The organism is Gilliamella sp. Pas-s95, assembly GCF_009795795.1.
In the GTDB taxonomy this organism is placed as follows: domain Bacteria; phylum Pseudomonadota; class Gammaproteobacteria; order Enterobacterales; family Orbaceae; genus Gilliamella; species Gilliamella bombicola.
The window spans coordinates 26,077-40,252 of record NZ_WTFC01000014.1 but is presented as its reverse complement, the minus strand read 5'-3'; the positions used below and the strand labels follow the sequence as shown (position 1 = coordinate 40,252).

Annotated in this window: 14 protein-coding genes; 11 read left to right on the top strand and 3 right to left on the bottom strand. The window is 36.2% G+C overall.

Annotated features, from left to right (window positions below; all coding sequences use genetic code 11):
• Positions 1–8 precede the first annotated feature (8 nt).
• Positions 9–500, top strand: a complete 492-nt coding sequence (gene ppiB / locus GQ598_RS05400) for a peptidylprolyl isomerase B (RefSeq protein ID WP_160402715.1) — start codon at positions 9–11, stop codon at positions 498–500.
• A complete protein-coding gene (locus GQ598_RS05395) occupies positions 493–1,242 on the top strand; it encodes a UDP-2,3-diacylglucosamine diphosphatase (RefSeq protein WP_202112689.1) in 750 nt (249 codons plus the stop codon). The genes ppiB and GQ598_RS05395 overlap by 8 nt, the downstream gene beginning before the upstream one ends.
• Here the strand turns inward: GQ598_RS05395 and modC are convergent.
• The 3 genes from modC to modA are packed head-to-tail and all read right to left on the bottom strand — an operon-like array spanning position 1,221 to position 3,380.
• Positions 1,221–1,901 carry a molybdenum ABC transporter ATP-binding protein gene (gene modC / locus GQ598_RS05390; protein WP_160402713.1) on the bottom strand — a complete coding sequence of 227 codons (681 nt, stop codon included), beginning with the start codon at positions 1,899–1,901 and terminating at the stop codon, positions 1,221–1,223. The two genes, GQ598_RS05395 and modC, sit on opposite strands and share 22 nt — an antisense overlap.
• Before the next feature lie 5 nt (positions 1,902–1,906).
• Positions 1,907–2,596: a molybdate ABC transporter permease subunit gene (gene modB, locus GQ598_RS05385; RefSeq protein WP_160402712.1), complete on the bottom strand. Its 690-nt coding sequence runs from the start codon at positions 2,594–2,596 to the stop codon at positions 1,907–1,909.
• A 31-nt stretch (positions 2,597–2,627) separates the two neighbouring features.
• Complete coding sequence (gene modA, locus GQ598_RS05380) at positions 2,628–3,380, bottom strand: molybdate ABC transporter substrate-binding protein (protein ID WP_160402711.1); 753 nt, start codon at positions 3,378–3,380, stop codon at positions 2,628–2,630.
• Positions 3,381–3,650: 270 nt separating this feature from the next.
• Between modA and GQ598_RS05375 the strand changes: the two genes are divergently transcribed.
• The 9 genes from GQ598_RS05375 to amtB all read left to right on the top strand — a co-directional run bounded on the left by GQ598_RS05375 (position 3,651) and on the right by amtB (position 13,885).
• Positions 3,651–4,439 carry a TOBE domain-containing protein gene (locus GQ598_RS05375; RefSeq protein ID WP_160402709.1) on the top strand — a complete coding sequence of 263 codons (789 nt, stop codon included), beginning with the start codon at positions 3,651–3,653 and terminating at the stop codon, positions 4,437–4,439.
• 15 nt (positions 4,440–4,454) lie between these two features.
• Entirely contained in the window at positions 4,455–5,918 is a 1,464-nt protein-coding gene (modF, locus tag GQ598_RS05370; protein ID WP_160402706.1) for a molybdate ABC transporter ATP-binding protein ModF, read from the top strand.
• Positions 5,919–6,308: 390 nt separating this feature from the next.
• Positions 6,309–8,312 (top strand): excinuclease ABC subunit UvrB, encoded by a 2,004-nt coding sequence (gene uvrB / locus GQ598_RS05365; protein ID WP_160402704.1) that lies wholly within the window; start codon positions 6,309–6,311, stop codon positions 8,310–8,312.
• Between the two features lie 25 nt (positions 8,313–8,337).
• Positions 8,338–8,688 carry a RidA family protein gene (locus GQ598_RS05360; RefSeq protein ID WP_160402702.1) on the top strand — a complete coding sequence of 117 codons (351 nt, stop codon included), beginning with the start codon at positions 8,338–8,340 and terminating at the stop codon, positions 8,686–8,688.
• Between the two features lie 179 nt (positions 8,689–8,867).
• Positions 8,868–9,368 carry a 5-(carboxyamino)imidazole ribonucleotide mutase gene (gene purE, locus GQ598_RS05355; RefSeq protein ID WP_160402700.1) on the top strand — a complete coding sequence of 167 codons (501 nt, stop codon included), beginning with the start codon at positions 8,868–8,870 and terminating at the stop codon, positions 9,366–9,368.
• Position 9,369: 1 nt separating this feature from the next.
• Entirely contained in the window at positions 9,370–10,440 is a 1,071-nt protein-coding gene (gene purK / locus GQ598_RS05350; protein WP_160402698.1) for a 5-(carboxyamino)imidazole ribonucleotide synthase, read from the top strand.
• A 48-nt stretch (positions 10,441–10,488) separates the two neighbouring features.
• On the top strand, positions 10,489–11,976 hold the full coding sequence (gene dgt / locus GQ598_RS05345; protein ID WP_160402696.1) for a dGTPase: 1,488 nt from the start codon (positions 10,489–10,491) through the stop codon (positions 11,974–11,976).
• 268 nt (positions 11,977–12,244) lie between these two features.
• On the top strand, positions 12,245–12,583 hold the full coding sequence (gene glnK / locus GQ598_RS05340) for a P-II family nitrogen regulator (RefSeq protein ID WP_160402694.1): 339 nt from the start codon (positions 12,245–12,247) through the stop codon (positions 12,581–12,583).
• A gap of 21 nt (positions 12,584–12,604) precedes the next feature.
• The gene (gene amtB, locus GQ598_RS05335; protein WP_160402692.1) at positions 12,605–13,885 is read left to right on the top strand and encodes an ammonium transporter AmtB; all 1,281 of its coding nucleotides are present in this window, start codon (positions 12,605–12,607) and stop codon (positions 13,883–13,885) included.
• Positions 13,886–14,176 lie beyond the last annotated feature (291 nt).

Below are 14,176 nucleotides of genomic sequence, written 5' to 3'. Positions count from 1 at the left end.
AATCTGTTATGATTATATTTCACACTAATTTAGGTGATATTAAAATCAAAACTTTTGACGATAAGGCGCCAGAAACCGTTAAAAATTTTGTTGAATATTGCAAAGACGGTTTTTACAACAACACAATCTTCCATCGTGTTATTAATAATTTCATGATTCAAGGTGGCGGATTTGAACCTGGTATGAAACAGAAAAAAACAAAATCACCAATAAAAAATGAAGCGGATAACGGACTAAAAAATGATCGTGGCACTTTAGCGATGGCTCGCACATCAGATCCACACTCTGCAACAGCACAATTTTTTATCAATGTGGTTGATAATGATTATCTTAACTTCCGCTCTGCTGATGTTAATGGCTATGGCTATTGTGTTTTTGCGCAAGTTGTTGATGGGCTTGACGTTGTTGATAAAATCAAAGTCGTTAAAACAGGGCGTAGCGGTATGCATTCAGATGTCCCTGTAGAAGATGTCATTATTACGAGTGTTACGGTTGAGTAATCCTGTTCGTTATTTTATCGCTGATATTCATCTAGCCGATAATGAGCCTGATGGTTATATGGGTATAACCGCAGGCTTTCTGTCTTTTTTAAATACACTACCCGATAATTGCGAACTGTATATTTTAGGTGATTTGTTTGACTATTGGGTTGGTGATGATGTTAAAACCAATATACAACAACAAACTGCACTGGCATTACAAGCCTTATCAAAACGTCATATCAAAAAATATTTTGTGCATGGTAATCGTGATTTTCTGTTAGGTAAAAGATATGCTCAGCAGTGCGATATGATTTTATTGCCAGAAATTAACTGTTTGCCCAATCAAGAAAAAAATATTGTTTTTTTACATGGCGATTTATTATGTATTGACGATCTTCAATATCAAAAATTTCGAAAAGCTATGCATAATAGATGGTTACAAAAACTGTTTTTATTACTTCCGCGCTTTGTTCGGCTTAAAATTGCAGCTAAGTTGCGGCAAAAAAGTAGTCTGCATAATCAGACTAAATCTGAATTTATTATGGATGTAAATCAACAAGCGGTAGTGGAAGTGATGATAGAACATAATGCAGATATTATGGTGCATGGTCATACCCACAAACCTGCAACACACTATTTTCAAATTGAAGGCAACCGTGCAACTCGTATAGTGCTGGGGGCATGGCATGATGGTGTGACATATATCAAACAAGAACAAAATAGTAATACTTTAGCTCTTTATAACCATTCTTTTAAATAATCACTTTGTAAAACATGCTCGACTTTACCAAACTCAATCAGCTTGCCTTGATCTAAAATGGCCACATTATGGGCTATCTTTTTAACTTCATTAATATTATGTGTTACATAAATAATCGGTATATTTAACTCATTGGCTAACTTATCGATATATGTTAATAGCTCTTTTTTTCTGGGCATATCAAGGGCGGAAAGTGGTTCATCCATCAATAGTAATAAAGGATTAGTCAATAGTGCTCGACCGATTGCCACCCGCTGTTTTTCGCCGCCCGATAACATTGCGGGATAGCGATTTAATAATGGACGAATATTAAGCACATTCACTATTTCGTCAAATTTTGAAGGATTGAAGTGTTTAGTTCCATAAGTTAGGTTTTTAATCACTTTATAATGAGGAAAGAGTAATGGATCTTGAAATACAGTACTGATCTGCCTATTTTCTGGGGCAACAAATAGGCGTTTATCGCAATCAACCAGTGGTGTGCTATTGAGTTTAATATAACCTTGGTCGGGGTTAATTAATCCATTAATAAGGTTGATTAGCGTTGATTTTCCCGATCCTGAAACGCCTAAAATAGCGGTAATACCTTGGCAATCTATCGCATGATTGAATTGGAACGAAAACGAAGCAAGTTGTTTGCTAACCTGTATTTTTAACATAATGATTATCCTGTTAGCTTCTTCTTATGCCATCGATTTAACAATTCTGATAAAAAAAGTGCAATGATTGACAGTACAATTGAAATGATACACAGCCGTAAGGCGCTATGTTCACCATCAGGGATTTGTAGCATCGTGTACATTGCGAGTGGTAAGGTCCGAGTTTCACCTTGAATATTTGATACAAATGTAATTGTTGCACCGAATTCTCCTAAACAACGAGCAAAGCCTAGCACGATTCCCATTAAAATACCCGGAAAGGCTAAAGGTAAAGTGATAGTTAGAAATACTCGCCATTTATGGGCACCAAGGGTGCGAGCCACATGTTCAAGTCGTATATCAATCGATTCAATGGCTAAGCGAATAGAACGTACCATGAGTGGAAATGCAACCACTGCTGAAGCTAAAGCTGCACCTTGCCAATTAAAGCTAAAACTGATATTTAAATTTTGAGTTAACCACTCACCAATCGCACCTCGTCGCCCCATGGTTATTAACAATACATAACCTAATACTACCGGTGGCAAAACAAGAGGAAGATGAACAATGCTATCAAATAGCGATTTACCAAAAAATTGACAGCGTGCCAATATCCAAGCGGTCAAAATACCTATTGGTAAACTAAAGCCAATTGCTGCAGTGGCTATTTTTAAACTAAGTAGTAATGTTTGCCATTCAAATTCGGTTAATAACATATTTGTATCAGATCACTCACTTGTTGTTAAGTTACTTAGTTATAAATCCATATTTTTCAAAAATGGCTTTAGCTTGTGGTGAGTTTAAATATTGATAAAAGTCACTTGCTTTTAAGTTTAATAACGTGATTGGGTATTCAATAGACCTAAATGTATCTGCAGGGAAAGCCCCTATAATTTTCACTTTATCGCTTACTTTGGCATCGGTGCTGTAGACAATGCCAAGGGCGGCTTCGTTATGCTCAACTAACATCAGAGCGTCCCTCACATTGCTAGCAGGGGCAAATTGTGGTAATAATTTGTCAAATACGCCTAAATTAGAGAGAGATTCTTTTGCATAAAGCCCCGCAGGAACATGATCTGGATCACCAATGGCAATTCTTTCGTCTTTAGGTAAAATTGCTTGCCAATTGGTATTGTTATTGATTAAGACGTTATCTAATGGTGAACTTTTTGGGGCAATAAGCACTAATCCATTTTTTAATAAGTCTTGTTTATTTTTCGCTATATTATGCTCAATAAGGTAAGTCATCCACTTTTGATCGGCTGACATAAAGATATCGGCAGGTGCACCTTGTTCAATTTGTTTTGCTAATACTGATGATGAAGCAAAAGAAAACACAATATCCACGTCTTTATGTTCAGCTTTATAAGCGGTAGCGACATCTTGTATTGCATTTGTCAATGAGGCAGCGGCAAATACAGTTATTTTCTCAGCAGCTGATGTAAAAAAGGTTATCGCCATCAGTACTATAGCCCCAACAACTCCAATCAATTTTTTCATTTTTTCCTCACAATAAAAGTAGGTTAATTTGGGTTATTAATATTGTTAAAATCCTCGGTTGTAATAGAACATTTCCATTAACCACCCATTCGTTATATAAAAAAAAACATACCGATATTAGCAAAATTTATTCATAAAGTACAATTAAATAGACGTCACAAAACAATCAATGATGTTTTTAACTTGTTTTGAATGAATATGAAAAAGCGTCTACAATAAACACTCTTATCTCCTCCAAATTGATTAGTTGGTTCTTCATGGTGTTAAATTATGTTTTCTCCTGAAATTTTATTGACATTGAATATTCAGCAACAGTTATTTACTGATCCACGACGTATTGCACTGTTAAAAGCAATTGAACAGACTGGCTCATTAAGTCAGGCTGCCAAGCAAATTGGCGTTAGTTATAAAACAGCGTGGGATGCTATCAATGAAATTAACAAATTAGCACCTAATCCTTTTTTAATTACCGCAATTGGTGGCAAAAATGGTGGAGGCACAAAGCTCAGTGCTTATGCTGTTAGGTTCATTCAACTTTATGATCTATTAACTCAGTTGCAACAAAATGCATTTAACATACTGAGTGATGACAAAGTCCCATTAGATGATATTTTAAAAACTACTGCAAGATTGTCATTGCAGACCAGTGCTCGAAATCAGTTATATGGCACTGTTAAGCAAATTCACGCAAGTGATGTTGCTGGTTTTATTACTGTACTGCTCAGTGATAACCAAACTGAGTTAACAGCGTACATTACTCAGCCAAGTATTGAACGGTTAAAGTTGAGTACTGATAAAACAGTCTTGTTGCTAATTAAAGCCCCGCTGATTGAATGGGTAAATACAAAAGAGAACGCGAATAAGAATCTCTTGTCGGTTACTGTTGAAAAGATCACAACAGATGGCAAATGGAGTGAAATTGCTTTTTCATTATCTTCTGGCATTGTACTTTATGCTAGTAAATTAGTTAAAGAAGTTGAACAAGCTGCTCTAAATGTAGGTAAACAAACTAAGTTATTTATTAATCCACAACATATTATTGTTGCAACATTAGTTTAGCAATATGAGGTTATCATGCTACAAATAGAAAACGCACAGTTTAAAATTAGTGATTACCAAGTTTTTATCATTGAATCGTTGGCAATCAAGCAAGGAGGGCATGTTGCTTTTGTGGGACGTAATGGTAGTGGTAAATCTATACTAGTTAAAGCGTTGGCAGGTGAGCAAACATTATTATCTGGTAACGTTATCAATCAATTTAAATCTATAGCTCATATATCGTTTGAACAATTACAAAAACTGATTGATGATGAATGGAAGCGTAATAATACAGATATGCTAAGCGAAGGTGAAAATGATACTGGACTAACCACTGAGCAAATCATTCAAGAAAATAATTTTAATCAAGTACTTTGTCAACAATTAGCAACACAACTTGGAATTAAACACCTATTAACTAAACGCTTCAAATATTTATCAACCGGTGAAACTCGCAAAGCCTTAATCTGCCGAGTTTTGATGCAGCAGCCTGATTTTCTGATATTAGATGAGCCTTTTGATGGTTTAGATGTGGCATCTCGTGCAAATTTAGCACAAATACTTGCGGACCTTGCTAAGCAGGGTATCACTATTGTCCTTGTTTTAAATCGATTTAATGAAATTCCTGATTTTATCGAAAATATTGGTATATTAGCTGATTGCCAGCTATTGAAAATTGATACAAAGAGCACAATATTAAACGATGCAACAATTAAGCAATTAGCGAATTTAGAAAATATTCTTAATAAGCCATTACCAGAAGCAGACGAATCACCCATGGAATTAGCGGATCAATTAGATCGAGTCACATTAAATAATGGCTATGTTTATTATGATGATAAAGCAATAATTAATGGGTTAACATGGCAAGTAAAGGCCAAACAAAATTGGCACATTGTTGGGCCTAATGGTGCAGGGAAATCAACATTATTAAGTTTAATTACAGGTGATCACCCGCAAGGGTATAGCAATGACCTTACTTTATTTGGTCGTAAACGTGGTTCGGGTGAAACGATTTGGGATATTAAACGCCATATTGGCTATGTCAGTAGTAGCTTACATTTGGATTACCGCGTTAGTTCTAGCGTTAAAACAGTGTTATTGTCTGGCTATTTTGATTCGATTGGTATCTATCAAACTACCAGTGATAGACAAGCTAAATTAGCTGATGAATGGTTACAGTTGTTAGGTTTACAAGCGCAAGCAGATAAACCTTTTCAATCACTCTCTTGGGGACAACAACGATTAGTGTTGATTGCCAGAGCTTTGGTCAAACATCCAACGTTGCTTATTTTAGATGAGCCCTTGCAAGGACTCGATCATCTTAATCGAGAATTAGTCAAACGCTGGATAGATCGTTTAATTAGTGAAGGACATACTCAGTTACTCTTTGTGTCTCATCACGCAGAAGATGCTCCTAAATGCATCACTCATCGATTAACTTTCATTCGTGACTTTGATGATAGCTATCAATATCAATTTGAACAGCTAAACAAATAGATTAATTAAACCTATTAAAAGAAGTTTAAAAATAGGAAAAACCATCCAAAATAAAAGTTTTTTTGGGACAAAAATTGTCTTGATAATTGAAAAAAGCCTATAAAGGCTATACTTATGAAGTTATCCCCGTTACCTGTGGATAACTCTGTGAGTAGTTTATTGAAAAAAGCGCTAACCTCAGTCAAGAACAGGATTTTTCTTGATTTGATTGTAAGTTAATCATTAAATTGTTTTTTGTTTTTTATCAATATGTTATCGTAAATCAAGTCATAAATTTGTTGTCTTTTTTATTTATAAAAAAGACAATTGAACGAAAAATAGAAGATTTTAAAAGGTCAAGTCCTTTTGGGGATAATTTTTATTAATAGGTAAAATATTGGTTGTGATGTAATGAAAAAATTTAAATTATGTTCCGAATTTAAGCCTGCTGGTGATCAACCTGAAGCAATAAGAAAAATTAATCAAAATATTGTAGATGGGATAGCACATCAAACATTGTTGGGCGTAACGGGTTCAGGTAAAACGTTTACTATGGCCAATGTCATTGCTACGCATAACCGACCAACAATCATTTTAGCGCCCAATAAAACATTGGCAGCCCAATTGTATGGCGAAATGAAGGCCTTTTTTCCTGAAAATGCGGTTGAGTATTTTGTATCTTATTACGATTACTATCAACCTGAATCCTACGTGCCTTCAACTGATACATTTATTGAAAAAGATGCATCAATCAATGAACATATAGAGCAAATGCGTCTTTCAGCGACGAAATCGCTCCTTGAACGACGCGATGTTGTGATCGTAGCATCGGTATCGGCAATTTATGGCTTAGGTGCGCCAGAAACTTATATGTCAATGATATTACACTTAACAAAGGGCACCATAACCGATCAGCGCTCAATTTTAACTCGTTTGGCCGAATTACAATACACTCGTAACGAAATAGGTTTTAGCCGTGGTACGTTTCGTGTTCGAGGGGATGTCATTGATATTTTCCCTGCGGACTCAGACGAACTTGCTGTACGCGTAGAGCTATTTGATGACGAAGTCGATCGTATTGTTATGTTTGATCCTCTGACAGGTAATAGCATCAATGAAGTATCACGGATCACTATCTATCCAAAAACACACTATGTAACGCCAAGAAACATTATGGAAAATGCTATTGCGCAAATTAAACAAGAACTGAAAGAACGCCAAAAAGTATTGTTAGATAACAATCGTCTACTGGAAGAACAACGTTTAACTCAGCGAACACTCTTTGATATTGAAATGATGACTGAGCTAGGTTATTGTTCAGGGATAGAAAACTACTCCCGCTTTTTGGCCCAGCGCAATCCAGGTGATCCGCCAGCAACGTTATTTGATTACTTGCCACCCGACGGATTATTATTTATTGATGAATCACATGTTGCGATTCCACAAATAGGCGCAATGTATAATGGCGATCGTTCGCGAAAACTTAATTTGGTTGAATACGGCTTTCGTTTACCATCAGCACTAGATAACAGGCCTTTAAAGTTTGCAGAATTCGAAAATATTATGCCACAAACCATTTATGTATCAGCAACGCCAGCCAAATACGAAATTGAGAAATCAGGTAACGAAATTATTGAACAAGTGGTTAGACCTACCGGACTATTAGATCCTATTATCGAAGTTCGCCCTGTTACTACTCAGGTGGATGATTTATTATCTGAAATCAAAATTCGAATTAACAACGAAGAGCGTGTTTTGGTAACCACACTAACTAAACGTATGGCAGAAAATTTAACCGATTATTTGTCGGAACATAATATCAATGTCAAATATTTGCATTCAGATATTAATACGGTTGAAAGAATGGAAATTATCCGAGATTTACGTTTAGGTAAAGTCGATGTGTTAGTTGGGATTAACTTACTTCGAGAAGGGTTAGATATACCCGAGGTCTCGCTAATCGCAATATTAGACGCTGACCGTGAAGGTTTTTTACGTTCAGAAAGCTCGCTAATTCAAACCGTAGGGCGTGCCGCTCGAAACGAGCATGGTAAAGCGATATTATATGCAGATAAAATTACGCCGGCTATGCAAAAAACGATTGATGAAACTGCTCGCCGTCGTCAAAAACAAGAAGATTTTAATGTAGCACATGGCATCACGCCGAAATCAGTACGCAAAGAAATTAAAGATGTATTAGAGGCGGGTTTAAGTACCAAGAAATCAACAGCCAAAGTACACGCGTTTGAACCCGGTAAACCGTATCAGTATGTTTCTGTTAAAGATGTACAGGCAAAAGTGAAAGAACTTGAAACAATGATGTATGAAGCTGCTCAAAATCTTGAATTTGAAAAAGCGGGCGTACTGCGTGATGAAATAAAAAAATTGCGTGCGGATTTTATTAAAGTGTCTTAATGATGCATTTAACAAGGAAAATATGATGGCAATAACTCGAATTGATCCCGATGATCGCTGGTCTGAAGCTGTGATTCATAATAACGTGATTTATTACACAAGTGTTCCTACCGAGCTTGAAAATGACGCTTATATTCAAACCCAAAGTGCATTAGCAGAAATTGATAAACTATTAGCTCGAGCTAACAGCGATAAATTACATATATTGGATGCGACATTATTTTTAGTGAATAAAAGTGACTTTGTCGCAATAAATAAAGCATGGGACGAATGGGTAGCCAAGGGTAGTGCACCTGTTCGTTGTACTGTGCAAGCTGGATTAATGAAAAAAGAATATCTGATCGAAATTAAAATCGTGGCAGCAGTAAAAAGCTGACGCTTCAATTACCGCCGATACTCTTTACTATATCGGCGGTATTATTTTGATTATGCTTTCCTCCTAACGAATATCGGGCATCTTTATTGTTAATTGATATCTCCCATAACTATCCCCATCAACTGAAATTTAGTGTATACTTTGCGTACATCTTATTTTTCATTATTCAAACATTTGTTATGCACACTCAACCTAGAATTGCCATTGTCATGGGTTCCAAAAGTGATTGGAGCACTATGCAGCATGCCGCTGATATCCTTGATGCGTTGACTATTCCTTATCATGTTGAAATCGTTTCAGCACACCGTACACCCGATAAGTTATTTCGCTTTGCTGAAGATGCTAAACAAAAAGGCTATGATGTGATCATCGCTGGCGCTGGCGGTGCAGCTCATTTGCCCGGTATGTTAGCCGCTAAAACGCTTGTTCCTGTATTAGGTGTCCCGGTACAAAGTGCTGCATTAAATGGTGTTGATAGTCTTTATTCTATTGTTCAAATGCCTAAGGGCATTCCTGTTGGCACTTTAGCTATAGGTAAATCTGGTGCGGCTAATGCAGCATTACTTGCTGCGCAAATTCTTGCTTTACACGATCAAGATATTTATCAACGCTTATCAACATGGCGATTAACTCAAACTGATGAAGTGTTAAATCACCCAGATCCAAGAGTGGATGCATAATATGAAAACTCAATCTGTTTGTGTATTAGGTAATGGTCAACTAGGGCGAATGCTTAAACAAGCGGGAGAACCGTTAGGTATTAAAGTTTATCCTGTTGGATTAGATGCAGATCCTGCTACTATTCCATATCAACAGTCAGTGATCACAGCCGAAATTGAACGATGGTCAGATACCCCTTTTACGCAAATTTTAGCTAAGCATCCTCATTTTATTAATCGAGATGTTTTTCCGCTTATTGCTGACCGTTTAACTCAAAAACAGCTGCTTGATGAACTTGGTTTACCCACAGCTAAATGGTTTACGCTTAATCATTCTCAAGATTGGCCAACTTTATTTACTGAACTGGGTGATCTACTAATTGTTAAACGTCGAACGGGTGGTTATGACGGACGAGGACAATGGCGTATAGCTGTTAATCATCCAATCACCGTCCCAGACGACATTTATCAAAACGCAATTGTTGAGCAGGCTATTCCATTTGAAAAAGAGATGTCATTAGTGGGCGCGCGTAATGCAAAAGGTCAAACGGTATTTTACCCGCTTACCAATAATTTACACCAAGATGGCATTTTAAAAATGAGTGTTGTGCTACCAAACCAATTCCCTTTATTGCAAACACAAGCCGAAAAAATGCTATCTGCCATTATGCATAAATTGAATTATATTGGCGTAATGGCAATGGAATGCTTCATTGTTGGTGATAAATTACTAATTAATGAACTGGCTCCACGGGTACATAATAGTGGTCATTGGACACAAAATGGTGCTTCGATAAGCCAATTTGAATTGCATCTTCGTGCCATATTAGATTTACCACTTCCTAAGCCAGATGTTTTTGCGCCATCAGTTATGGTTAACTTAATTGGTACAGAATTAAATCTTAATTGGCTATCTATCGACTTGGTACATATGCATTGGTACGAAAAAGAGGTCAGAGCAGGGCGTAAAGTAGGGCATTTAAACTTAACTCATAGCCAGTCTAGTCAATTATTAAAAGCGTTAGAAAATCTAATACCTCTATTGCCTAATGATTATCAAAAAAGTATTGAATGGGCAGAGCAAAAATTATAACAATTTAGCAAACTAAACTGGTTAAGACGATGAAATTAGAGATAGACCATGATCAACTTTAATCAAAAAATCAATTATCAACGTTATGCTAGCAAACAGCGTGAATCACTATCTGATGAATACTCAATAGTACGTTGTTTTGAAAGTGATCGTGGCCGCATCATTAATTCAGCAGCTATTCGTCGCCTACAACAAAAAACGCAAGTTTTTCCATTAGAACGGAATTCAGTGGTTAGAACGAGGCTTACTCACTCTATGGAAGTGCAACAAGTCGGTCGTTACATTGTCAAAGAAATTATCAATCGCCTTGGCAAAGTAGGAAAATTAAAAAAATATGGACTTGATAATTGCATAATGGCGATCGAAAGCCTAGTTGAAATGGCTTGTCTAATGCACGATATTGGTAATCCTCCATTTGGTCACTTTGGTGAGGCCGCCATTAATAAATGGTTTACACAACGCTTAGGTCTTGGCAAATCTACACTTTATCCAGTTCTTGAAATCAATGATAACGATGATGACAAAATAAAAGAAATTAAAACCAAAATTCGCCAAGATTTATCAAATTTTGAAGGTAACGCACAAGCAATTCGTTTAGTTCATTCCATATTACGTCTCAATTTAACTTATTCACAAATTGCCTCGATTCTTAAATATTCTAAACCAGCTTATTGGTCAAATCAGGTGCCTGCTGAATTTTCTTACTTAATGAAAAAACCGGGCTATTATTTATCAGAAGAACCATTTATTGAAGAACTTTACAAACAGCTTGATATCAAACCATTTCATCGTTATCCATTAACTTACATTATGGAAGCGGCCGACGATATCTCATATTGTATTGCCGATCTTGAAGATGCTGTTGAAAAAAAAATCCTAACAGTAAAACAGCTTTACACCTATCTAGCAGAAGCATGGGGTCCAATTAAAAAAGGTGATTTGTTTGATACAGTAGTTAAACGCCCTTATGAAAACCTAGCACAGAATGAATTTGATGCAATTGGCATCGATCAGTTTTTTATGTATCTGCGAGTCAACACCATAGGTAGACTGGTACCACATGCAGCCGAGCGCGTTATTGAAAATATTGAAGCCATTTATTGTGGCTCGTTTAATCATGCTTTACTTGAAGATAATGGTGCAGAATATAAATTACTTAATATTTTTAAAACAGTCGGCTTTAAACATGTGTTTAATCATGAATCGGTCGAAAATATCGAACTTCAAGGATACCGAATTATTAGCGGATTACTCGATATTTATAGCCCACTGCTTGATATGCCTACCGATGATTTTTTAAAATTGGTTGAGAACAAACATCACAAGGATTATCTTATTGAAACGCGCTTATATCATAAATTATCTTCAAAACATTGCGCTGCTTATGAGCAAGCAATTAGCAAACTTAAGCCAGATGAAGCAAACTTTGCTTGCATGGAATTTTATTACCGATGTCGCTTACTACAAGATTATATTAGCGGTATGACTGACCACTTTGCTTATGACGAATATCGTAAACTAATGGTGACATTCTAATTTGCACGATATCCTAATTGAGTATAATTGCTTGGCACCAATGATACACATTGGCACCATATTAGTGCATAGCTAAGTGACAATATATCAAAGCAGACTTTTATTGTTTATATCTTTAATCAATTAAATTCAATCAATAAGCTTGAACTTTTATAACGGCTCACTTCCATTTCTCTTATCAATTCTACTTAAATTATGCGAAGTTATCTATTTTTGGCATGATCTTTGCAGTAATTGTGTTGTATTTCATATTTATTAGGAGCAATTGATGAAATTAGTTACTGTAGTAATAAAACCTTTCAAATTAGAAGAAGTTCGAGAAGCCTTATCCAATATAGGCATTACAGGATTAACCGTTACCGAAGTCAAAGGTTTTGGACGACAAAAAGGTCATGCTGAGCTATATCGTGGCGCCGAATATAATGTCAATTTTCTACCTAAAGTTAAAATTGACTTAGCTATTAGCGACGATCAGCTTGACGAAGTCATTAGTACCGTGGCTAAAGCAGCACATACGGGCAAAATTGGTGATGGCAAAATTTTTGTTACCTCACTTGATCATGTGGTACGTATACGTACAGGCGAAACCGACGACTCAGCACTTTGATTTATTGTTAAGGATATCATTATGTCAAAAAAAATTATTTTTTCTTTAGCGATTTTATTTTCAAGTTCCGCTTTTGCAAATGAAGTTGCCATAGTCGATAAAGCTGATAATGGATTTATGATGATCTGTACTGCTTTAGTACTTTTTATGTCTGTTCCCGGTATTGCTTTGTTTTATGGCGGTTTATTACGTTCCAAAAATGTACTATCAATGTTATCTCAAATTCTTGTAACTTTTTCACTTATTGCCGTGTTATGGATTACTTATGGTTATTCACTCTCCTTTGGTGAAGGAAATTGGTTTTATGGTAACTTTAACCATTTTTTATTAACAGGCATTGGCATTACGGATGTGTCAGGATCAATTTATGAACTCATATGGGTCGCATTTCAAGGATCATTTGCTTGTATTACCTGCTGTTTAATTCCAGGCGCTTTCGCAGAAAGAATTCGCTTTTCAGCCGTATTAATTTTTATGGTGTTATGGTTTACATTTTCATATATTCCTATGGCTCATATGGTATGGGGGGGCGGAATTTTAGGTGATGAAGGTGCGCTCGACTTTGCCGGTGGTACTGTAGTACATATTAACGCAGCGATTGCTGGAATTGTTGGTGCTTATTTAATTAAAAATCGTCTTGGTTATAATCGTGAACCACTAAAACCATTTAACTTGCCTTATGTTTATCTTGGTGCTGCAATTCTTTATATTGGTTGGTTTGGTTTTAATGCCGGCTCATCAACACATGCTGATGAAATCGCAGGTTTAGCCTTTATTAACACGGTTGCTGCAACTGCAGCTGCAGTTTTAGCATGGACATTAGCTGAATGGTTTTTACGGGGCAAGCCATCATGCCTTGGTTCTGCATCAGGTGTGATAGCTGGATTAGTTGGCGTAACACCTGCTGCCGGCCTTGTTGGTGTTGGTGGTGCAATGTTAATTGGTTTTATTTGTGGATTTGCAGGAGTATGGGGAGTATCAACACTCAAAAGAATGCTAAAAGTTGATGATACATGTGACGTATTTGGTGTGCATGGCGTATGTGGTATTGTTGGTTGTATATTGACGGGTATTTTTGCATCAGAATCTCTTGGGGGAGTTGGTTATGCAGAAGGTATCACAATGGTAAGTCAAGTAGGGATCCAATTGATGAGTGTTATTACCTGCGTAATTTGGACAACGGCGGTGGCTTATATTGCTTATAAAATTGCAGATGTTTGTGTTGGCTTAAGGGTGTCAGAAGAACACGAACGGGAAGGTCTTGACATCAATAGCCATGGCGAAAGCGCTTTTAATAATTAATTATCAAGTAAGAACATAATTAATTAATCAGTTACAAATAATAAGTCACTTAAACTAAAATAATTTACAGGATTTTAATCCTGTAAATTATCGCTTTGATTCATTATTGTTAAAAGCATCCTTTTTTAGTTGTCCCAAAGTATAATGTTATTATTTCAGCCAACGGTGTCGCCAGAACAATATTAACGAAATTACAAAACGATAAATGTGTGCGTTATTTAATATTTTGGTGAGGCTGACTGATTATTTTTTATTTTAAACGTTTATATGCGGAAAAATGCTTCATGATCA